This is a genomic window from Flavobacterium labens, from assembly GCF_048286755.1.
In the GTDB taxonomy this organism is placed as follows: Bacteria; Bacteroidota; Bacteroidia; order Flavobacteriales; family Flavobacteriaceae; genus Flavobacterium.
The window spans coordinates 232,832-255,657 of record NZ_JBLVPL010000004.1 but is presented as its reverse complement, the minus strand read 5'-3'; the positions used below and the strand labels follow the sequence as shown (position 1 = coordinate 255,657).

Annotated in this window: 21 protein-coding genes; 15 read left to right on the top strand and 6 right to left on the bottom strand. The window is 32.5% G+C overall.

Going from position 1 to position 22,826, the window contains the following annotated elements; translation table 11 throughout:
* Positions 1 to 43: 43 nt before the first annotated feature.
* The 3 genes from ACNQF8_RS11415 to ACNQF8_RS11405 all read right to left on the bottom strand — a co-directional run bounded on the left by ACNQF8_RS11415 (position 44) and on the right by ACNQF8_RS11405 (position 3,304).
* Positions 44 to 1,519 carry a rhomboid family intramembrane serine protease gene (locus ACNQF8_RS11415; protein ID WP_417953496.1) on the bottom strand — a complete coding sequence of 492 codons (1,476 nt, stop codon included), beginning with the start codon at positions 1,517 to 1,519 and terminating at the stop codon, positions 44 to 46.
* A gap of 83 nt (positions 1,520 to 1,602) precedes the next feature.
* A complete protein-coding gene (locus ACNQF8_RS11410; RefSeq protein ID WP_417983517.1) occupies positions 1,603 to 2,859 on the bottom strand; it encodes a voltage-gated chloride channel family protein in 1,257 nt (418 codons plus the stop codon).
* Between the two features lie 34 nt (positions 2,860 to 2,893).
* Complete coding sequence (locus tag ACNQF8_RS11405) at positions 2,894 to 3,304, bottom strand: RidA family protein (RefSeq protein WP_099714710.1); 411 nt, start codon at positions 3,302 to 3,304, stop codon at positions 2,894 to 2,896.
* A 284-nt stretch (positions 3,305 to 3,588) separates the two neighbouring features.
* Between ACNQF8_RS11405 and ACNQF8_RS11400 the strand changes: the two genes are divergently transcribed.
* Positions 3,589 to 4,194: a hypothetical protein gene (locus ACNQF8_RS11400; RefSeq protein WP_417953498.1), complete on the top strand. Its 606-nt coding sequence runs from the start codon at positions 3,589 to 3,591 to the stop codon at positions 4,192 to 4,194.
* Between the two features lie 120 nt (positions 4,195 to 4,314).
* Positions 4,315 to 5,010 carry a hypothetical protein gene (locus ACNQF8_RS11395; protein ID WP_417953499.1) on the top strand — a complete coding sequence of 232 codons (696 nt, stop codon included), beginning with the start codon at positions 4,315 to 4,317 and terminating at the stop codon, positions 5,008 to 5,010.
* A 25-nt stretch (positions 5,011 to 5,035) separates the two neighbouring features.
* On the opposite strand, the gene ACNQF8_RS11390 is transcribed toward ACNQF8_RS11395, so the two are convergent.
* A complete protein-coding gene (locus tag ACNQF8_RS11390) occupies positions 5,036 to 5,563 on the bottom strand; it encodes a hypothetical protein (protein WP_417950238.1) in 528 nt (175 codons plus the stop codon).
* A 187-nt stretch (positions 5,564 to 5,750) separates the two neighbouring features.
* Between ACNQF8_RS11390 and guaA the strand changes: the two genes are divergently transcribed.
* From guaA to yidC, 6 genes are all read left to right on the top strand, one after another.
* Positions 5,751 to 7,280 (top strand): glutamine-hydrolyzing GMP synthase, encoded by a 1,530-nt coding sequence (gene guaA / locus ACNQF8_RS11385; RefSeq protein ID WP_417950236.1) that lies wholly within the window; start codon positions 5,751 to 5,753, stop codon positions 7,278 to 7,280.
* 129 nt (positions 7,281 to 7,409) lie between these two features.
* On the top strand, positions 7,410 to 9,362 hold the full coding sequence (locus ACNQF8_RS11380) for a PBP1 and LysM peptidoglycan-binding domain-containing protein (protein WP_417950234.1): 1,953 nt from the start codon (positions 7,410 to 7,412) through the stop codon (positions 9,360 to 9,362).
* 64 nt (positions 9,363 to 9,426) lie between these two features.
* On the top strand, positions 9,427 to 9,828 hold the full coding sequence (locus tag ACNQF8_RS11375; RefSeq protein ID WP_315206865.1) for an OsmC family protein: 402 nt from the start codon (positions 9,427 to 9,429) through the stop codon (positions 9,826 to 9,828).
* An 87-nt stretch (positions 9,829 to 9,915) separates the two neighbouring features.
* Entirely contained in the window at positions 9,916 to 10,149 is a 234-nt protein-coding gene (locus tag ACNQF8_RS11370; protein WP_099714715.1) for a DUF3820 family protein, read from the top strand.
* 152 nt (positions 10,150 to 10,301) lie between these two features.
* Positions 10,302 to 11,915, top strand: a complete 1,614-nt coding sequence (locus ACNQF8_RS11365) for a CTP synthase (RefSeq protein WP_417950231.1) — start codon at positions 10,302 to 10,304, stop codon at positions 11,913 to 11,915.
* Between the two features lie 66 nt (positions 11,916 to 11,981).
* A complete protein-coding gene (gene yidC, locus ACNQF8_RS11360) occupies positions 11,982 to 13,886 on the top strand; it encodes a membrane protein insertase YidC (RefSeq protein ID WP_417950229.1) in 1,905 nt (634 codons plus the stop codon).
* 49 nt (positions 13,887 to 13,935) lie between these two features.
* Here yidC and ACNQF8_RS11355 read toward each other — a convergent pair whose 3' ends face one another.
* Positions 13,936 to 14,898 (bottom strand): fasciclin domain-containing protein, encoded by a 963-nt coding sequence (locus ACNQF8_RS11355; RefSeq protein ID WP_417950226.1) that lies wholly within the window; start codon positions 14,896 to 14,898, stop codon positions 13,936 to 13,938.
* A 459-nt stretch (positions 14,899 to 15,357) separates the two neighbouring features.
* Between ACNQF8_RS11355 and ACNQF8_RS11350 the strand changes: the two genes are divergently transcribed.
* The 5 genes from ACNQF8_RS11350 (at position 15,358) to ACNQF8_RS11330 (ending at position 20,461) form a co-directional block, all read left to right on the top strand.
* Positions 15,358 to 16,074: a toxin-antitoxin system YwqK family antitoxin gene (locus ACNQF8_RS11350; RefSeq protein WP_417950223.1), complete on the top strand. Its 717-nt coding sequence runs from the start codon at positions 15,358 to 15,360 to the stop codon at positions 16,072 to 16,074.
* Between the two features lie 72 nt (positions 16,075 to 16,146).
* Positions 16,147 to 17,334 (top strand): tRNA 2-thiouridine(34) synthase MnmA, encoded by a 1,188-nt coding sequence (gene mnmA, locus ACNQF8_RS11345; protein ID WP_417950221.1) that lies wholly within the window; start codon positions 16,147 to 16,149, stop codon positions 17,332 to 17,334.
* Positions 17,335 to 17,466: 132 nt separating this feature from the next.
* Positions 17,467 to 19,083 carry a S8 family serine peptidase gene (locus tag ACNQF8_RS11340; protein WP_417950219.1) on the top strand — a complete coding sequence of 539 codons (1,617 nt, stop codon included), beginning with the start codon at positions 17,467 to 17,469 and terminating at the stop codon, positions 19,081 to 19,083.
* A 12-nt stretch (positions 19,084 to 19,095) separates the two neighbouring features.
* Positions 19,096 to 20,040, top strand: coding sequence for an NAD(P)H-dependent flavin oxidoreductase (locus ACNQF8_RS11335; RefSeq protein WP_417950218.1), 945 nt, complete (start codon positions 19,096 to 19,098; stop codon positions 20,038 to 20,040).
* 10 nt (positions 20,041 to 20,050) lie between these two features.
* A complete protein-coding gene (locus ACNQF8_RS11330) occupies positions 20,051 to 20,461 on the top strand; it encodes a hypothetical protein (RefSeq protein WP_282715152.1) in 411 nt (136 codons plus the stop codon).
* A gap of 193 nt (positions 20,462 to 20,654) precedes the next feature.
* On the opposite strand, the gene ACNQF8_RS11325 is transcribed toward ACNQF8_RS11330, so the two are convergent.
* Positions 20,655 to 21,095 carry a DUF4268 domain-containing protein gene (locus ACNQF8_RS11325; RefSeq protein WP_417953500.1) on the bottom strand — a complete coding sequence of 147 codons (441 nt, stop codon included), beginning with the start codon at positions 21,093 to 21,095 and terminating at the stop codon, positions 20,655 to 20,657.
* 94 nt (positions 21,096 to 21,189) lie between these two features.
* Here ACNQF8_RS11325 and ACNQF8_RS11320 point away from each other — a divergent pair, with 94 nt between their 5' ends.
* Both ACNQF8_RS11320 and ACNQF8_RS11315 read left to right on the top strand, forming a co-directional pair.
* Complete coding sequence (locus tag ACNQF8_RS11320) at positions 21,190 to 21,831, top strand: NUDIX hydrolase (protein WP_417953501.1); 642 nt, start codon at positions 21,190 to 21,192, stop codon at positions 21,829 to 21,831.
* A gap of 137 nt (positions 21,832 to 21,968) precedes the next feature.
* Positions 21,969 to 22,778: a lysophospholipid acyltransferase family protein gene (locus ACNQF8_RS11315; protein WP_315206833.1), complete on the top strand. Its 810-nt coding sequence runs from the start codon at positions 21,969 to 21,971 to the stop codon at positions 22,776 to 22,778.
* Positions 22,779 to 22,826 lie beyond the last annotated feature (48 nt).

Below are 22,826 nucleotides of genomic sequence, written 5' to 3'. Positions count from 1 at the left end.
ATCAATGTCTTAATTTTTTTAATTTGTAATTAAATCTCGGTACCTATTTCTTAGTAATGCTTTTTATTTTAATAACGATTGTGTTGATTTCATTATTAAGTTCTGTCATGTTAGCATCATACTTATCGGTGTTCTCGTTTAATTTTTTATAGGCAAGTCCATAGAATTCCATCCTTAATTCACAATATTCAATTAAAGTTTCATTTTGTAAGTGTATGGCTTCTGGAAGATATAATTTGTCAAGTTGTTTTAGTAGAATTATATTTTCGTTCCAATAATAAATGCCTCGGTCTTTAATTTCAGACAATTTATTTTCTTTGCTGTCCCCATAAAAAGTAGTGTAGGATTCTAAAGCCATTTTCTCCATGTCTACAAAATCTTGCATTCCTTCTTGATATTTCATGATTTGATAGATGTATACTTTTGAATTTTTACTAAGTGTAAATAAACCTACAGTTAAAATTAGTGTTGTTGATGCGACTATTGTAATTCCAATTTTTCTGTTTTTAACCAATATTGCTAGGATAGCACCAAATGCTATTCCTGAAAGTAACCCTCCAATATGTGCCGCGCCATCGATGCCTTCTTTGAAACTGTTGGCAATATTTAAGACAATCAAAGTTCCTATTGTTAGCAACAGCGAGCTATTTGCTTTTTTGTCAATAGTATTAAACAGGATAGATACTAATAAAATCCCATACATTCCAAAAATAGCTCCCGATGCACCAGCACTTACAATATCGGTATTGTAATATAAACTTGCTAAGCTTGCTATGAGTCCACAAAAAAGATAAGTCAGCAGGAAATCTCTTTTTTTTAAGTAGGATTCTAATAATAAACCAACATACGCCAGCGCGTAACAATTCATTAGCAAATGAAAAATCCCAATGTGTACAAAACAAGCTGAAATTAATCGCCACCAGTTGTTTTCGGTTGTTAGAGGGCCAAAGTTCCCGCCCCAATCAATAATATCCTGTGTTTTTGGTACAAAGATATTAACTCCCGAAAAACTCATTAAAAGAAAAATCAGAATATTTATATTGATGAGAATTGGGGTAATAAAATAATCTTTGGTAGGTATAAATATGGAGAAAAAAGAATAAAATTGAGTGAGGCTTCTAGCTTCTGTTATTACTGATTCCTGTTTTGTAGTTTCAGTATTTATAGAATCCCTCAGTGAACTTTCGTCAAATGCTAAAATGGATTCCTCTTTTTTTATTTCGTAAAATAAATCTAAAAAGGTATCAATATTCTTTTGATTTCTTCCGCGATCATAGATTTGATTTCCATTGCTAAAGCTTGTTATCAAAGGATCGTGATCCTCTAAAGTAATAACAATGGTTTCATTCCAAGTGTTTAAATCATTTTTTGATTGGGCTTTTAATCCGTTTTCATCTATTTGAGTTAAGTCCCACTTCAGTTTTTTAAAGACTTCAATGGCTATGTAAATAAGCTGCAACTTAGATAAGTTATTTAGAGGAATGTATTGTGAAGATGTAGAGGGGAGTCCAAAAGCCATTGCGGTAAAATTAAATTAATGTGGAATTAAGAACAATACTACAAAAAAATAATTTTATAATTTAAAAAAAAAGTGTTTGTGCTTTACAAAAGTTCCATGTTTTTTCTTCTTATTTTTTGATACAGATGGTATTTTGCTCCTTTTACTATTTGAGCATTATAAATTCCTACGGACCCAGAAGAAAAGTACGCGATGACACAAGCAATGCCAATAAAAATACCGCTTTCTATCCCGAAAAGTTCCATTCCCATAACCGTACAAGCGATAGGCGTGTGTGTTGCTCCCGAAAAAACAGCCACAAATCCCATTCCTGCTAAAAGTGCGATGGGTAAAGGAACTACTATAGATAAAGTACTTCCCAGTGTGGCACCTACGAAAAATAACGGAGTTACTTCGCCACCTTTGAATCCTGCTCCGAGCGTGAATCCGGTGAATAGTATTTTTAAGATAAAATCATACGAAGCATTTGGATTAGAAAACGAATCAACAATTATAGGAACTCCTAGACCGATGTATTTTGTGGTTCCAATAAAGTAAATCGCTAAAGCAAGTATTATTCCTCCAACGAAAGGACGAAGTGGAGGAAAAGGTATGCTTTTTGAAAATAAATGACCCCAAAAATGGGTGCTTCGCGAAAATAACATGGCGGCTAAACCAAAAATAATACCGACTGGAATTATCCAAAATAAGGTTGAAAAACTCATTTCAGGGATAATAGGAATGCTATAATGAGTATGTTTAACATGCCAAAATTCAACGGTGAAATAAGCGATGTACGCCGTTAAAAACGACAGCGGAATACTTTTATAACTGATTGTACTGAAATATAGAACTTCTAAAGCAAACAAGGCTCCCGCCAAGGGTGTTCCGAAAACGGAGGAAAAACCAGCGCTAATCCCTAAAATAATTAATGTCTTTCGGTCTCTATTATCAAGTTTGAAAATTCTTGTAAATTGATCGGCAATAGCGCCACCCATTTGAACTGCTGTTCCTTCACGACCGGCTGAACCTCCAAAAAGATGTGTGATTAAGGTGCCAAAAAGCACTAAAGGTGCCATTTTTAAAGGAATTATTTTTTGAGGATTTTCATATTCTTCCAGCAATAAATTATTGCCTTTAACTACTGATTTACCCCAATAATAATATCCCAATCCTATTATAAGACCGCCTATTGGCAAAAACCAAATCATCCAGTTGTTGTGTTCTCTATACTGTGTAACCCAATCTAGTGCTACTAAAAAAAAGGCAGATGCCGATCCAGAAAAAATGCCTGTCAAAACACAAATGAAAATCCATTTGAGTGTGACAAGCATTATTTTTTTAGCGTTTTCTAAATTCATTACCTTAATTAGAGAAGTGTTTTTTACAAAAGTATTATAATCCTTCTTGAATTAATGGTTTTTCAGAAGCTATAGCAGTAAATTCGATTTCAACTAAATATTCTGGGGCTACCAGTTGGTTAATTCCGTAGAAACCAGTGGTTGGTTTTATGTCTTTAAAAAACTTGGCATGAGCGGTAGCAACGGCTTCAAATGTAGAAACATCAGTAGTAAATATGCGGGTACGAATGACATCTTTCATGCTTACATTTAAGTCTTCTAGAACTTTTTCTACGCGTTCTAAAATGTTTAGTGTTTGAGCATGCGCATCGTCAGCTTTTACTTTTTCACCATCAACAATGGCAACAGTTCCTGATACTTCAATGATGTTTCCAATGCGTACTGCACGGCAATATCCCATTTTGTCTTCCCAAGGTGAACCTGTCAAGATATTTTCTCTTTTCATTTTAATTGTGTTTAGGTGTTATTTTACATTGTTTAAATGCAATTTTTGGTGTGGCATAATATTTGCAATTTATAAAAAATACTGAAATTAAAAACAGTAATTTTTAATTAAAAACTTCAATTTTTGTTGAGAATTGTTAGAATTTTAGATGTTCTAGAAGACAATAAATTTAAAAATTGAATGTTATAAATGAAAGTTAAATTATACTATCATTAGTCATTATATATGATTCGTTTTTTAATTTTAAAATTTTACAAGCACTGATAAACTAATTTAAAAAAGTTATGAAAAGGATTTTATTTTTAATGATTGCAATAAGCATCTCCTTAAGTGGATATGCTCAGAATGAATTTAGTTCAAAATTTAAACCCGTTCCACTTAAAAATAATGCTCCTAAAATTAAAAAAGAAACACCTCCAAAAGCAGATCTACCAAAAAAGATAAGTCAAAAAGTTATAAAGAAACAAGACGTTTCTCTAGATGTACCAAAAATTAATTTTATAAATCCTGATAAAATTATTAAAAAACCAGAAAATTCAGACGTTGTTACTTACAAACGAAACCAAAATTTGGGAACTTTTAAAACGGGTTCTCTTACAGCAAAAGTAAGATATCGCGATGCTGCTTATGTTGATGGTGATAAGATTAGAGTATATTTAAACGATAAAGTAGTAGATTACGAGGTTGTTTTGGATGGAGATTTTAAAGGGTTTGAGATAAAATTAGAAAAAGGGATTAATAAGATTGATTTTGAGGCATTAAATGAAGGATTTGCGCCTCCTAATACAGCAGAATTTCAAGTGTTTGATGATAAGGGTAGTATTATTTCTGCCAGTCAATGGAATCTTGGAACAGATTTCAAAGGGACCTTAATTTTGATGAAAGATTAGGAATGTTCTTTTTTAAATTCGATAAATAAATAAAATTAATTTATATTATTTTTGTCGTTTAAATATTATTTTTAGTTTTAAATTTTTCGATAAATATTGACTTATCAATATTCTCTTACTATGAAACAGATTCTTTTTTTTATAATAATTAGTATTGGTATTTCTTCAAAAAGCTATAGTCAGATTGAATTTAGTAAAAAATTTAAAGCAATTCCACTTAAAAATAATGCACCTAAAATAAAAAAAACAGTTCCATCTGAAACTGATATACCGCCAATTTATACTCCAAATGTTTTTAAAAGTCCTGAAATTAAAACCCCAAGTTCAGTATTGAAAATTGGAGAAGAAAACACTATAAACATGACTCCAAAAAATGATTTTATTAATCCAGGAGATGTTTATATGGATAAAATGGAAAAGGATTTAGATAAAACATTAGTCAAGCAGGGTTTGAAAGAAGATTCTAGATTTTTAGTTAAAATTGATGTCAATTTTGGAGAAATTAGAACTAAATCAAATTATTTTGTAATTAAATTTCGTGATTTTGGACAGATTGATGGAGATTTAGCCAGAGCATCACTTAATGGTGTTGTTACCGAACAAAAATTAGTAATGAAAGAAAATTATCAGGAATTTAAAATATTTTTTAAAGAAGGAATAAATACATTTGAAATTGAAGCTCTTAACAAAGGTTTGTTAGGAGGAAATACAGCTGAATTCCAGATTTATGATGCAGAAGGAAAATTTATTAAATCTGATTTTTGGGAAAATTGGGATGCAGGAGTAAAAGGAAAGTTTATAATTGTTAAAGAATAAAAAGCATTTTAGTACCGCTGATTGCTTAAAACGGATCAGCGGTAACTTTGAATTTCATATCAGATTTCACCGTGATATCTTGGGTCAAACTCTCTTTAATAACTGCTTTAGTTCTTATTTTATAAGAAGATGCTTTGATGTATTTGTCTAATTTTTGTGAAGTACATGTTAGATTTATGGTATTTGAAGTCGAATTAATTTCATCTAAATAAGCCAATTCTATTTCATCATTTGCATCAGTTGATATGTATAAATGAATTGATTTTAAAAAACTGAATGACTTATTGCTTGGTTCTGTGATGGTCAATTTTAAATCAGTTAATTTTACATCTTTTACTAATTCAGCTTTGGTGTTGTTGTTTTCAAAAGTGGAGCTTGAGTTTGTGGTAACATCTGGAGTAACCACATTAAAAGCAGTGCCAAGAGGAAATCCACTTTCAATTTTAAAAGTTGTTTGATTGTCTATCGAAAAAGTCAACAAATCATCGATTACATTACACGAAGTAATTAAAAGCATTACTGTTACTATTGATAAATAAATTTTTGTTCTCATTTAAATGTTGTTTTATTTTAAATTAATTTTTTAGAATCTTTAAGTTCACTTACGAAAATTGTAGCGTATAGGTTTTTTTTAAGGCTATTTGATTTGATTTTAGAGCAATAATTGAGGTGAGACAAATAAAAAGAATATTTTTCAAAAATCAATTTTTCAATTCAAAATATAAAAAGTATTTTTGCGCATGCAACACAACGTACTTATTTTAGATTTCGGATCGCAATATACACAGCTTATTGCGCGTAGAGTTCGCGAATTAAATATATTCTGCGAAATTTTCCCTTACAATCATTTTCCGAGTGATTTATCATCTTATAAAGCAGTAATTCTTGGAGGTAGCCCTTTTTCTGTTAGAGCAGAAGATGCGCCACATCCTGATTTATCTCAAATTAGAGGAAAACTACCTTTATTAGCCGTTTGTTACGGAGCACAATACTTATCGCATTTTAGTGGTGGTGAAGTAGCTGCTTCGAACACGAGAGAATATGGTAGAGCTAATTTGTCTTACATAAAAGAGAATGAAGTTTTCTTTGAAGGTGTTTCTGAGAACAGCCAAGTTTGGATGAGCCATAGTGATAGTATTAAGGCATTACCAACTGATGGTGTGAAAATTGCAAGTACACATGATGTGGAATTTGCAGCGTATAGAATTGAAGGTGAAACAACTTATGCAATTCAATACCACCCTGAAGTTTTCCATTCTACGGATGGATCAAAAATGCTGGAAAACTTTTTAGTAAAAATAGCAGAAGTTCCTCAAAATTTTACGCCAAATGCTTTTGTTGAAGAAATGGTGGCAGAATTAAAAGAGAAATTACAAGACGATAAAGTAGTTCTTGGTCTTTCTGGTGGAGTAGATTCTACAGTAGCGGCAGTTTTATTGCATCAAGCTATTGGGAAAAACTTATACTGCATTTTTGTAAATAATGGTTTACTTCGTAAAAACGAATTCCAAAATGTATTAGATCAATACAAAGGAATGGGTTTAAACGTAAAAGGAGTAGATGCAGGAGATCGTTTCTTATCTGAATTAGCAGGTGTAAGTGACCCTGAAACCAAACGTAAAATTATTGGACGTGTATTTATCGAAGTTTTCGATGATGAATCACACCTTATAGAAGATGTAAAATGGTTGGCACAAGGAACAATCTATCCTGATGTTATTGAATCAGTTTCAGTAAAAGGACCTTCGGCTACTATTAAATCGCACCATAATGTAGGAGGTTTACCTGATTACATGAAATTAAAAATTGTAGAACCACTTCGTATGCTTTTCAAAGATGAAGTACGCAGAGTAGGAGCTTCATTAGGAATTGATCCAGAATTATTAGGAAGACATCCTTTCCCGGGACCAGGATTGTCAATTAGAATTCTAGGAGATATAACACCTGAGAAAGTTAGAATTTTACAAGAAGTAGATTCTGTTTTTATCGAAGGATTGAAATCTTGGGGATTATACGATAAAGTTTGGCAGGCAGGAGCAATTTTGCTTCCGGTTAATAGTGTAGGTGTAATGGGCGATGAGCGTACTTATGAGAAAGTGATAGCGCTTCGTGCAGTAGAATCTACAGATGGTATGACAGCTGACTGGGTGCATTTACCTTATGATTTCTTGATGAAAGTATCTAATGATATCATCAATAAAGTAAAAGGAGTCAACAGAGTGGTGTATGATATTAGTTCAAAACCGCCAGCAACTATTGAGTGGGAATAATAATTTAGATTTTAATCTAATCTTTTGAACATCATTGTTTTTAATGTTCTCTATAAAACGGTATCAGATTTTTGGAATAAAATTTGATACCGTTCCGTTATTAATGATTGAATAATTTTATAAATAAAAATGATGAAATATTTTTTTGCGATTTGTATAACGGTTTTGTTTTTTAATTATAGTGTTTTTTCACAAGAAAAAACGACTACGCATAAAGTAGAGAAAGGAGAGACAATCAGTCAGATTGCAATAAAATACAACGTTACTCCGTATGATATTTACCAATTAAATCCAGATGCGCTAAGTGGTTTAAAACCCAATAGTGTTTTGCTGATTCCAAAAAGCAACGGAAAACAAAAAGTAGCGGTTCAATCTAAGGCAAATGTGAAAGCGATTACCCATGAAGTAGCACCAAAGGAAACTTTGTATGGTATCGAAAAAAAATATGGTGTTTCGGATGAAGCCTTAAAACAAGCAAATCCTTTTTTGGAAAAAGATGGATTGCAAATTGGTCAAATTCTTACTATTCCTTCCGGCATTGGACAAAAAAATACTTCTTCAGTACAAACAAAAGCAGTATATCATGATGTTCTTCCAAAAGAAACCAAATATTCTATTGCCAAAAAATATGGGATTACCATTGAAGAATTAGAGAAAAAAAATCCTGAAATAGTTACGAATTTGCCTATTGGTTATAAATTAATTATCAAAGGAACTCCCGAAACTTCGAGACCAAAAGATGATAAAACTGCCACTGTGGTTGAAGCTAAAAAAGAAATTGTAAAAGCCAGTCCCGAAAAAGTTTCTACCGCAGTCAATTATTTGAATTATACGGTAAAACCAAAAGAAACCTTGTATAGTTTATCAAAAATGGTAGGTATGAGTCAGGAAGAATTAATTACTCTTAATCCTGCTTTATCTCAAGGTGTTGTAGAAGGAATGATTTTAAAAGTTCCGGCAACGATTAGTATCCCACAGGAAACTAAAAAAGAATACGCTGTAATCTCAAAGAAAAGTAACGGTAGGAAAAAATTAGTATTGCTTTTGCCTTTCAATATTTCAAAAATTGAGGGTGATACGGTCAATTCGACTGCAATGCGCTTGAAAAAAGACAAGTTCTTGAACATGACTTTAGATTTTTATGCAGGAGCTTTGGTAGCGATTGATTCGGCTAAACAACTTGGACTTGCTATAGATGTGAGTGTGTTTGATTCTCAGGAAACTAAAAACACTTCTAATATTGCTGCAATTATTAAAGAAAATAATCTTGAAAATTCAGATGCTATTATTGGACCTTTTTATCAAAATAATGTAGAGAAAACTGCCGAACTATTAAGTGCAAATCAAGTACCGGTTATTTCACCTTTGTCAAAAGATACAGGTAATTCGTTTAGCAATATGCTTCAAACGATCCCTTCTGCTATAGCGGTTAAAAATGCTATGTTCGATTTCATGAGAGCTAAGAATGGGAATATTATAGCGGTAGTTGATAAGAAAAAAGAGTCGGTTATACAGTTTATTAAAGAGAATCATAAAGATGTAAAATTTTCAGCGCTTACTGCAAATGGTGGTGTATCTGCTGAAAATTTGAAAAGTTTATTTGTAAAAGATAAAATAAACTATGTGGTGATGGAAACCGGAAATACTGGAATGATTAAATCAACTATGGCTACTATGTTAGGTGCTATAGCTGCTTATAAAGTGCAATTGGTTATTTTGGAGCCAAATGAAACTTTAGATACAGACGAAATTAGTTTTGTGAATTTAACAAAATTGAAATTAATGTACCCTTCTGTTACTCGTGAAAACGAATCTCCTGAAGCTTTAGTTTTTGAAAAAGAGTTTAAAAAGAAAAACAAAATTTATCCTAGTGCATTTGCAACCCGAGGTTTTGATATTACTTTTGATACTATGATGCGATTGTCACAAGACAAAAAATATCAAGAAACGGTTGATAATACTGCTACGGAGCAAGTAGATAATAAGTTCGAATTTTACAAAAAAGAAGACGGTGGCTATATTAATAAAGGAGTGTATATCTTATATTATGACACTGATTTAACTATAAAAGAAGCTAATTAAAAGTGTTTAGTATTCAGTAAATTAGTATTCAGTCAAAGCAGTAGAATAAAATAATAATAAAATTATGACATCAAAAGTAACCTACTTAGGTGATTTAAGAACATCATCAATACATCTGCAATCTGGAAATGAAATCATTTCGGATGCACCTTTAGATAATAATGGTAAAGGTGAGGCTTTTTCTCCAACGGATACGGTAGCTAATGCTTTGGCAAGTTGTATGATGACGGTTATGGGAATAAAAGCACGTGATTTAGAAGTTGATTTGAAAGGCTCAACTGCTGAAGTTACTAAAATCATGAATGCTGAACCAAGACGCATCGGTGCAATAGAAATTACTTTTGAAATGTATGGAGAAGCCGATCAAAAGAATAAAACCATTTTGGAAAGAGTTGCCATGACATGTCCTGTTTTTCTGAGCTTAAATACCGAAATCGAAAAACGTATTATTTTTAACTGGAAATAAAATAGAGTAGAGAAGAAAGAGGCAAGGAGTAAGACTATTAAATAAAGCTTACTTCTTGCCTCTTTTTTCTTTTTTTCTCCAAAAGAAATGGATCAAAATCAAAAACAACTCATCAAACTTGCTCATACTAAAATGCCTTTTGGTAAATACGAAGGAAAGTATCTGATTGACCTGCCTGAATATTATGTGGTATGGTACAGCAATAAAGGATTTCCGAAGGGCGAGTTAGGACAGCAGCTTCAGCTAATTTATGAGCTAAAATTAAACGGATTAGAGGAATTGATACGAAATATTAAAAAAAGATACCCTAAACCACTTTAATTTATGAATTCAATAATGTTCTGAATTTTAAATTGGAACGTTTAATAATTCTTAAATTTCAAAATTATCTCATTTTCAAATTAGCTTTTTCTCAATTTATAATTGTATTTTTGCCAAGTTTTTTACTCAACTACAACACAAACAACAACAGAATGAATCAAACGAAATATATTTTTGTCACTGGCGGTGTGACTTCTTCTCTAGGGAAAGGAATCATAGCAGCATCATTGGCAAAATTGTTACAAGCCAGAGGGTACCGTACAACTATCCAAAAGTTTGACCCTTATATTAATGTAGATCCAGGAACATTAAATCCTTATGAACATGGGGAATGTTATGTTACTGATGATGGAGCAGAAACAGATTTAGATTTAGGACATTACGAGCGTTTCTTGAATGTTCCTACTTCTCAGGCGAATAATGTTACTACTGGAAGAATTTATCTTTCGGTTATTGAAAAAGAAAGAAGAGGAGAATTTCTTGGTAAAACGGTACAAGTAGTGCCTCATATTACCAATGAAATTAAAGATAGAATGCAATTGCTTGGTAAATCAGGTGATTATGATATTGTAATTACAGAGATTGGTGGTACGGTAGGAGATATTGAATCGTTACCTTACATAGAATCTGTTCGTCAATTAGTTTGGGAATTAGGAGAGCACAACGGAATTGTGATTCATCTTACTTTGGTACCTTATTTGGCTGCCGCAGGAGAATTAAAAACAAAACCGACACAACATTCCGTTAAAACGTTGATGGAAAGTGGTATTAAAGCTGATATTTTAGTTTGTAGAACAGAGCATGAAATTTCTGAAGAACTAAGAAATAAATTGGCATTATTCTGTAATGTAAAAAGAGAAGCTGTTATTCAATCTATTGATGCTTCGACGATTTATGAAGTGCCAAATTTAATGTTGGAAGAAGGACTTGATGTAGTTGCATTAAAGAAATTAGATTTACCTAAAAAAGCGGCTCCGGATTTGAAAAACTGGAATACTTTTTTACGCAGATTGAAACATCCAAAGCATACTGTAAACATCGGTTTGATTGGTAAATATGTAGAAATGCAAGATTGTTACAAATCTATTCTGGAAGCATTCATTCATTCAGGTGCAGCAAATGAAACTAAAGTAAATGTGATTTCTATTCATTCAGAACACATTGATACCACAAACATAAATGAGAAATTAGCCGGTTTAGACGGAATTCTTGTTGCTCCTGGTTTTGGAGAAAGAGGAATTGAGGGAAAAATCGAAGCAGTTCGTTATGCCCGTGAAAATAAAGTGCCGTTTTTCGGAATTTGTTTGGGTATGCAAATGGCAATTATCGAATATTCAAGAAATATTGTAGGATATGCTGATGCAAATTCTACTGAAATGAATGAGCATACTTCACATCCGGTAGTAAACCTTATGGAAGAGCAAAAAACGATTACTGATAAAGGAGGAACAATGCGTCTTGGAGCATGGAAATGTGATATAAAACAAGATTCATTGGCCTACAAAATTTACGGAAAAGAGACAATATCAGAGCGTCACCGTCACCGTTATGAGTACAACAGTAATTATGTAGCGCAATTGCAAAATGCAGGATTGATTGCTTCAGGTGTGAACCCAGATACAGGATTGGTTGAGATTATAGAAATTGAAGATCATCCATTTTTCATTGGAGTACAATACCACCCGGAATACAAAAGTACAGTAGCGAATCCGCATCCTATTTTTGTAAATTTCGTAGCAGCAGCGGTTCAGGCAAAGAAAAAATAGTTGTTGTTTTTTGAAACAATTCATCAAAGTGCATACTAATAGATTAAACTTTTTTTAAATATAATAATGGAACAAAAAAAATTCGACCTCAATTCGATTATCGGTTTTGCATTAATTTTTGGTATTTTGGTATTCATCATGTACCAAAATCAACCTGACCCGAAAGTGGTTGCAGCTGAAAAAGCACAAAAACAGCTGGCAATTAAGCAGGCTAAAGCCAAAGAATTAGAGGTGAAAACTGTTGCAAAAGCTACTATAGCAGTTGCGGCAACCGGAGATTCTACACAATTGGCTCAATTGCAAAAAACGTTAGGAAATTTTGCTTATTCTGCTACACTTCCTTCGGCTACAGCTGGTTTTACAACTATTGAAAACGAATTGGTTAAATTGAAAATAGCCAATAAAGGTGGATATATTGTTGAGGCTACTTTGAAAAAATTTGAAAAATTCAAGAAAGGTTCCGGGCAATTAGTTGAATTGATAAAAGACAATAACGCTAATTTAAATGTACAATTGCTTACCAGTGATAACCGTACTTTAAATTCTAAAGACTTGTATTTTGAACCTACTTTGACAAAAGTTGGAGCAGATCAAGTTTTGTCCATGAAGTTGAAAGCGGGAGCTAATGAATTTTTGGAATACAAATACATATTAAAACCAAACGATTATATGATTGGTTTTGATATCCATTCTCAAGGATTAAACAAAGTTTTAAATACAGCTAAACCGTTGGATTTAGAATGGAGCTTGAAAACCTATAGAAATGAGAAAAGTGTATCTTACGAAAACCGTTATACTGAAATTTATTTTGAGCACAAAGAAGGAAAAGTTGATTATGCTGGTTTAGGTCAATCAGAAGAATCAGATCTTGAAAAAGCAACTTTTGTAGCTTTCAAACAGCACTTTTTCTCAACTATACTTTTGACAAAAGCTCCTTTCGAAACTGCTAAAGTGAAGTCTGATAACTTGGTTAAAGACGATAAAATCGATACCACTTTTACGAAACAATTTAAAGCAAATATTCCATTAGCTTTTGAAAATGGAGAATTAGATCATAAAATGAGTTGGTATTTTGGACCAACAGATTATAAGACTTTAAGTCATTATGATAAAAATTTAGAAAAAATTATCTCATTAGGTTGGGGTATTTTCGGATGGATTAATAAAATTATTTTCATTCCATTATTTGGATTTTTAAGTTCTTATATAGCTTATGGAATTGCGATAATTATTTTTACAATAATTATAAAATTAGCAATGTCGCCTATTACCTTCAAATCATTCTTGTCACAGGCAAAGATGAAAGTATTGCGACCTGAAATTACTGAATTGGGAGAAAAATTCAAAAAAGACCCAATGAAGAAACAACAGGAAACAATGAAATTATACAACAAAGCAGGTGTAAATCCTATGGCGGGATGTATTCCAGCCTTGATTCAGCTTCCTTTTATGTACGCTTCATTTCAGTTTTTCCCATCGGCTTTTGAGTTAAGACAAAAAAGTTTCCTTTGGGCAGATGATTTATCTTCTTTTGACGAAATAATTAGATTGCCTTTCTATATTCCTTTTTACGGAAATCACATCAGTTTGTTTCCAGTGCTTGCCTCGATAGCTATTTTCTTCTATATGAAAATGACTTCTGGTGACCAACAAATGGCGGCTCCGCAACAAGAAGGAATGCCAGATATGGCAAAAATGATGAAAATCATGATTTATGTATCGCCAATAATGATGTTGTTTTTCTTCAATAGTTATGGAGCGGGATTGAGTTTGTATAACTTTATTTCGAATCTAATTACCATTGGGATTATGATTGTCATCAAAAGATACTTTATCGATAGTGACAAGATTCATGCTCAAATTCAAGAAAATAAATTGAAAGAGCCAAAGAAACAAGGTAAATTTCAGAAAAAACTACAAGAAGTTATGGAACAAGCTGAAGCTCAAAAAGCACAACAAAAGAAAAAATAATTCATAAAAAAAGCTCTCATTTCTGAGAGCTTTTTTTGTGGATATAAAATTAGAGAACAGGTAATAATACTTTGTCAATGGCATGAATAACTCCATTGGAACATTGGACATCAGTTGTGATAATATTTGAAATTCGATTGTTAGCATCTTTAATTTTTGCACCACCAGTAAGTTGAATTGTAAATGTTTGTGCTGGTGTCAAAATTGGAGTTACAACTTGTCCTTCTGTTAAACTGGCTGCTAACACATTAGCTGGACTTACTACATGGTATTGTAAAACTTTAGTCAAGTTTGCCGCTGAAACGCCTGCAATTCCTCCTGGAGCTAATTCAGTATTTAATGCAGTAAACGCAGCATTTGTAGGGGCAAAAACTGTAAACGGACCCGTAGCTGATAATGCAGTTATAAAATTGGGTTGACCTGATCGATTTAGAACACTAACTAAAGTGCTAAAATTGCCATTTGCCGCAGCATGAGTTACTATTGTTGGAAGATCAATGACTTTATCAACTATGTGTATTACACCATTTGAAGCCATGATATCAGCAGTTGTAACCGTTGCGATTCCATTGAGTTTTACTCCAGAAGATGTGTTGACGTACATGCTCAATGTATTAGTGGTTGATGCGGTACCCTTAGCTAAAGTTTTTATATAGCCAGTGGTTAAATCAGTAGATTTCACAGTACCTGTAACAACATGATTTAATAAGATTTGAGTCAAAGCTTCTTTTGGTACATCATTTATAGTTGCATAAGGTGTTGTTGCAAGAAAAGTTGCAAATGCTTCATTAGTGGGTGCAAAAACTGTAAACGGTCCAGATCCTTGCAAAGTAGTTGCTAATTCTGCCTTTACAAGAGCTTGAACCAAAATACTTAAATTAGCAGTGGCTGATGCTTTTCCTGTAATGGTGTTGTCTACAACTACATTGTTATCGTCGTCATCACACGATACTGCTACAACTGAAAATAATACAATCAGAGCCCAATTTCTAATTTTAGATACATTTTTCATAGTGTTTGTTGTTTATTTGTTTCTTCGAAAATAATAAATTGATTTTTTATTTTGTTCAATAATTTTGTAAAAATGATAAACAACATTAAAATTTATTATTTTTTTTAGGTTTGTTTAATTTATTATTTATTAGTACGAGATAGTTAGTAATATGCTGATAATAAGATTTGTATGTGTTTGTTGGGTTTTTTAGTATACTATTGAAAAAAAATAATAATAAAATACTTAAACATTTTATAAAATGATTTATTAAAAGCATTTTTGTTATAAAATCAACGATATTTTTAAACATATAGGTTGAATCTATAATCCTGAATTGACAATTACTTTTGCAACGACTCAAAAGAATAGAGTAGTATATTTGTAAAATAGTCAGGAAAGAAATAATTGTAATTAATAAGTTGACCAAAATAAAAAAGTAAATTATCAGTTAGGATAATATGTAAACATAGAGAAATAATGAAGAAATATAAGATGAGTTTTTTTACACTTTTGATGTTGGTTTTTTTTAGCCAAAATATTGTCTCGCAAACAGAATTTAATAAATTAGATGAAAAAGGTAAAAAACACGGAGTTTGGAAAGGTTTTTATCAGGAATCAAAAAGACCTAGATATGAAGGTACTTTTGAGCACGGAAAAGAAATTGGAATTTTTAATTTTTACGATGATACCAAAGCTAAATCCATAATTGCTACAAGAGAATTTAATGCAAAAGATAATTCAGCGTATACCATTTTTTATGACCAGAATAAGAATAAAGTAAGTGAAGGTAAAGTGGTGAATAAATTGTTTGAAGGACAATGGAAGTACTACCATCAAGCTTCAAAAAATATTATGACTACAGAGAATTACGTAAATGGAAAGTTGGAAGGTTTGCGAACCGTTTTTTATCTTAGTGGTAAAATTGCAGAAGAAATCAGTTATAAAAACAATTTGAAGAATGGTTTTTATAAAAAATATACTGAGAAAGGAATTTTATTAGAAGAGTCGATGTTTAAAAATAACATCTACAGTGGTTTAGCAATTTTCAGCGATACAAATGGAAATATAGTTTCTAAAGGGCAATTTGTAAATGGTAAAAAATCAGGAATTTGGCAGTTTTTTGAAAAAGGGAAATTGGTAAAAGAAACGAATATGAGTTTTCCTGAAAATGCGACAAAATCCAAAAACAATTAACTTTATACTTAACAAATACTGTTGTAAATCTTTTGTAACTTTGCATCCTTGTAAAATTATAATTTTTTGAAGATGAAGCGTGTTGTTGTAGGACTTTCTGGAGGTGTAGATTCAAGTGTTGCTGCTTATTTATTGCAACAACAAGGGTATGAAGTCATAGGTCTTTTTATGAAAAATTGGCATGATGATTCGGTTACCATTTCTAATGAATGTCCGTGGCTTGAAGACAGTAATGATGCTTTATTAGTTGCTGAAAAGTTAGGAATTCCTTTCCAAACGGTTGATTTAAGTGAAGAATACCAAGAGAAAATCGTGGACTATATGTTCAACGAATATGAAAAAGGGCGTACTCCAAATCCTGATGTACTTTGTAACCGCGAAATAAAATTTGATGTATTCATGAAAATTGCTTTAAGTCTTGGTGCTGATTATGTGGCTACCGGACATTACTGCCAAAAAAGTGAAATCGAAGTGAACGGAGAAACGGTTTATCAACTTAAAGCCGGTGCCGATACTAATAAAGATCAATCGTATTTTCTGTGTCAATTATCTCAAGAGCAATTAGCAAAATCATTATTTCCTATCGGAGAATTGACAAAACCGGAAGTTCGTGAGATAGCGGCTCAAATGGATTTGATTACTGCAGAAAAGAAAGATTCCCAAGGATTATGTTTTATTGGAAAAGTGCGTTTGCCAGAGTTTTTACAACAAAAATTGCAACCAAAAGACGGAGTTATAATTCAAATTGACAAAAACGATCCTGTTTATAGTTTTGAACAAGAAGGCGAATTAACTTTAGAAAATAGTTTGCTATCTGATGCTAGAAAAATCCCGTACACTCCAGATATGGGGAAAGTAGTGGGAAAACATCAAGGTGCTCATTATTTCACTATTGGACAACGGAAAGGACTGAATGTAGGAGGAACAACTGATCCATTGTTTATTATCGCCACTAATGTGGAAACCAATACTATTTACACTGGATTGACCAGTCAACATCCTGGATTGTTCAAGAAAGCCTTATTTATAGAAAAAAATGAAGTGCATTGGATTCGTGAAGATTTGGCTTTGGCCAATGGAGAAACTATGCATGTAATGGCTAGAATCCGATACAGACAACCTCTGCAAAGCGCCACCTTGCATCAATTTGAAAACGGAATGTATATAGCTTTTGACGAACCGCAATCTGCAATAACAGAAGGGCAATTTGCAGCCTGGTATTTAGGAGAAGAATTAGTTGGTTCGGGAGTAATTTCTTAGTTTAGTACTTTAATTTATAAAAAGGTCTAAAACAAATGCTTTTCTGGAATTAAGTAGCTCCTGAAAAATAATAATAATGATTCAATCCTAGTAATAGTTGAAGTTTTTAGGGCTAAATAAATAAAGTTAACTATGAAAAAAATCTATATATTTCTTTTTTTGCTGATTACTTCAGCTGGTTTTTCACAACAAGACGCTTGGGTATATTTTAATGCAAAGCCCAATTCTCAATTTTATTTAGATAGACCTTTGGAAATGCTTAGTCAAAGAGCATTAGATAGAAGGACTACTCAGAATATTGCTTTAGACTTTAAAGATGTTCCAGTTGAGGAATCTTATATTAATCAAGTAAAATTAGCTACTGGAATTACTGTCATGGCAAAATCCAAATGGCTGAATGCAGTCCATGTTCGAGGATCTCAAGCTAATATAAACTCATTAGCACTACTTTCTTTTGTCAGTAAAGTTGATTTTGCGGATAAATCACTGAATCAAACTGCAAAAATAGCGAAGCTTTCAAAAATAAAAAAGGTAAATAAAATTAAGAAAACCAAAATTGAATATGCTTATGGCTCTTCATCGAATCAAATTCAGATGCTTAACGGTCAAAAGCTGCACCAACAGAATTATACAGGTTCCGGTAAAATAATAGCGGTTTTAGATGGTGGATTTCCAGGAGTCGATACTGCTCAGCCTTTTCAAAGATTAAGAGCTAACAACCAGATTTTAGGAGGATATAATTTTGTATTAAGAAATCCGGATTTTTATACTGGAGTTTCACACGGAACTTCGGTGCTTTCTTCGATGGGTGGTTATAAAGAAAATTCGTTAGTGGGAACGGCACCAGATGCATCTTATTATTTATTTATTACTGAAGATGATACCTCAGAAAATCCTGTAGAAGAATCACTTTGGGTTGAAGCGGCAGAAAGAGCAGATAGTTTAGGAGTTGATATTATTAATACTTCTTTGGGGTATTTTGATTACGATAATGATGCGTATAGTCATACATATAGTGAAATAAATGGTACAAATGCATTTATATCCCGTGGTGCAGAAATTGCATTTAGCAGAGGTATGATTGTAGTAACATCTGCGGGTAATTCAGGCGGTACAGCAGAGCCACATATTGCAACTCCTGCTGATGCTGTTTCAGTAATTGCTGTAGGTGCAGTAAATTCTTCGGAAGCATTGACTTCGTTCAGTTCAGTAGGTCCTTCTTTTGACGGAAGGATAAAACCAGATGTGATGGCACAAGGACAAGCAGCTATAGTCTCTGATGTAGCCGGAAATATCGTGACTGCTAATGGAACTTCTTTTTCAAGTCCTATAATGGCTGGAATGATAGCTTGTTTGTGGCAGGCGTTTCCTCAAAAAACAAATAAGGAAATTAGAGAATTAGTATTAAAATCCTCGGATAAATTTTCGAATCCAAATAATCAATATGGATTTGGGATTCCTGATTTTGCATTGGCAGTAAGCAACCAGTTGAATTTAGAATCTTTTTCTAAAGATGATTTTATACTCTATCCCAATCCTGCCAGTGACACTGTTTCGGTTTATTTACCTTCAACATTTGATATGGGAACAGTATATATTTATTCCATTTTGGGTCAAAAAGTCTTAGAACAAAAAATCACACCGCAAGCATCTATTATTTCATTGAAATCTCTGCATCAAGGAGTGTATCTTTATAAAATGGAATCAGATGGTTTTTCTAAAACTGGAAAAATAATTAAGAAATTATAGCATTAATACTACATGAATAAAATCACAGAACTTTTTAAAATTAAATATCCAATTATTCAAGGAGGAATGATTTGGAATAGTGGTTATAAATTAGCAAGTGCAGTGAGTAATGCCGGAGGTTTAGGATTGATTGGAGCAGGTTCCATGTATCCTGAAGTTTTGCGGGAACACATTCAAAAATGTAAAAAGGCCACCTCAAAACCTTTTGGAGTAAATGTTCCGATGTTGTATCCCAATATCGAAGAAATCATAAAAATTATTGTTGATGAAGGTGTAAAAATCGTTTTTACATCGGCTGGGAACCCAAAAACTTGGACTTCTTATTTGAAAGAAAATGGCATAACTGTTGTACATGTCGTTAGCAGTTCTGTTTTTGCACTAAAAGCACAAGATGCAGGTGTAGACGCAATTGTCGCTGAAGGTTTTGAAGCCGGAGGACATAATGGTAGAGAAGAAACGACTACGCTTACACTGATTCCTATGGTGAAAGAAAAGATCACTATTCCGTTAATTGCCGCCGGAGGTATAGCAACCGGTCGTGGTATGCTTGCAACGATGGTTTTGGGAGCTGACGGAGTTCAGGTAGGAAGTAGATTTGCTGCATCATTAGAATCATCTGCACATGAGAATTTTAAGGAAACGATTGTAAATGTTAAAGAGGGCGATACACAACTAACCTTGAAAGAACTCGCTCCTGTTCGATTGATTAAGAATAAATTTTATCAGGATGTTCAGCAATTGTATGAAACATGTCCAACAAAAGAAGAACTTATTGGTTTGTTAGGGAGAGCAAGAGCTAAACGCGGTATGTTTGAAGGCGATTTAATCGAAGGCGAATTAGAGATAGGACAAATAGCAGGATTGATTCACGACATAAAATCAGCAGAAGCTATTATTAAGGAAATGATAACCGATTTTGACACAGCAAGAAAAGAAATAATTAATTTCGATTTTTAATTTATAAGGAATGATAAAGACAAAAATATATATAGTATTACTTTTTTTAGTGATGGGTTTACAGCATTCCTTTGGCCAGAATTATAAGTTTAAAACTTCGGGCTTTAGTGTTTTAGAAAAAACTGAAAAAGGGAAATGGGGTAAATGGTCTGATTTAGATTTGGTCAATATTTTAGTCACATTAGATACTGATAAAAATAGAATAGTTGTCTATTCTCAAATCATTCAATTATTTGAAATCATAGATTATCAGCCTATAGAAGAGAATGATACTGATATTGTTTATTCTTTTACCTGTAAGGATAATGAAGGATTAGACTGTACTGTTTCTATCATCACCAGAAAAAAACAGGATAATAGGAAGCAATTGTATATCAATTATGAAGATCGGATTATTGTGTATAACATCTTCAATATGTGATGAATTAGATAAAAAAAGCATTAATTTGAACAATTAAATCGCTCGAATTAATACTTTTTTTGATAATGAATGGCTTTCTAATTTATATTATTATTTCTAATTTGTCAGTTCTAGCGCAGTCGAGAACCTGTATCGCATCTCGACTGCGCTCGATGAGACAAAGAAATATTGGACTATATTTTGATTAATGTCATTAAAGCTTTTCAATGTCCTTTATAAAATCATCGTACTCTAAATAAAACAGTTCAAGAGCATTCATTTTTTCATTGTAGAAGTCAAATATTTCATCCCAATAATTTCGATTACTAACACCAACTCCTAGTTTTTCAACCCAAATTCGACTGATGGTTTTGCCACTTTCCAGTGCATAGTCTTTTTCGAAAATCAAGTCTTTTATAAAATCCTCTTCGAGAATATTTCTTAGTGCTTCCAGTTTTTCAAAATAAGCAATTCTTTTTTCATCACTTCGGTGTTCAATATCGATTAAAACTTGAGCTTTTTTATTGTCTACATAAAATTTAAAAGAAAAATCCTTGATTTTAGTATCGTATAATACCCATTTTCTAGGGTATTTCTCTGCGAATGCAATCCAGAATTCTCGCTTTAATCTTTGTGTTTCTTCTTTGCTGTACATTTGTGATGACTTTTTGGTTTTAGAAAAACTTGCGCAATTGTATTTTCTAAACTATATTTATATGCTATTTTATATGCAAAAATAGACTTTGATTATGGATTTTCAAGAATTTTTACGGTATGTTCCTAAATTAATTGAAGCTAGGCTTCCAGCTTTTGACGCACATGTGAAAATGGCCCCTTTAGAACGATTAGAAAGCTTAAAGAATAGCAATATTGAAGGGAAAAAGCCCAGAATAGCAGCAGTAATGATGCTTTTTTATCCTAAAATTGAGGCAACACATTTGGTATTGATTGTCCGAAATTCCTACAAAGGGGTTCATTCGGCACAAATTGCATTTCCGGGAGGTAAATACGAACTAGATGATGAGAATTTTGCCGAAACGGCACTTCGGGAAACACATGAAGAAGTGGGGATTCATCCTGATAAAATAGAAATTCTTAAACCATTTACAGAATTATATATTCCGCCAAGTAACTTTATGGTACATCCTTTTTTAGGTATCAGTAAAGAAGAACTGGTGTTTGTACCACAACCTTCGGAAGTTGCCAATATTATCGAATTGCCTTTGTCAGTTTTCTTAGACGATGCACTTGTAGTGGATACAAATTTGTCAACTTCCTACGCTGATAATATCAGTATCCCAGCTTTCAAAATAGAGGAACATATTGTTTGGGGGGCTACTGCAATGATGTTGAGTGAATTAAAAGAAGTTTTGAAAGAGGTTCTAGGTTAAAAAATAAAATGTTACAGTTAGAAAAGCGCCTATTAATTGCTTGTAATTTTCAAATAGTTCTGTTGAATTCAGCGACCAACTTCAAATATAAATTTCGTAAGTTTGTAATCCAAATTCACAAAAAAATACACAATTTTATGGGATTGTTGAAGAGAAATCCTTTCGGACACATATTATTTATAAAAAAATGGCTAATCCGAATCTTCGGAGCCATGACGCATAGACGGTATAGAGGATTTAATGAGTTGCAAATTGAAGGTTCGGAAATTATTAGAAATTTACCGGACAACAACGTACTTTTTATTTCTAATCACCAAACCTATTTTGCGGATGTCGTTGCTATGTTCCATGTTTTTAATGCAAGTTTGAGCGGTCGCGATGATACTATCAAGAATGTTTGCTATTTATGGCAACCTAAAATGAATATCTATTATGTAGCTGCTAAAGAAACTATGCAAGCGGGATTATTGCCAAGAATTATGGCGTATGCCGGAGCAATTTCTGTAGAACGTACATGGCGTGCTAAAGGAGTTGATGTTCAGGAGAAAAAAGACATTAACCCCAATGATACTGAAAATATTAAAATTGCATTAGCTGATGGTTGGGTAATTACTTTTCCGCAAGGAACTACAAAATCGTTTAAACCGGTTCGTAAAGGAACGGCTCATATTATTAAACAACACAGACCTATTGTGGTGCCTATTGTTATAGATGGTTTTCGTCGTTCGTTTGACAAAAAGGGATTTCGTATGAAGAAAAAAGGAATTCTGCAGTCCTTTATTATCAAAGAACCTCTTGATATTGATTACGATAATGATACAATCGAGGAAATTGTAGAAAAAGTAGAATATGCAATTGAGCAACATCCTTCATTTCTAAAAGTTATTCCATCTGAAATTATAAAGGAGCAAGAAGAATTGAACCGATTAAGAAAATGGGAATATTAAAAATTTAGTCATAAAGTCAAAAGTCTTAAAATTCAATATTATATGGCG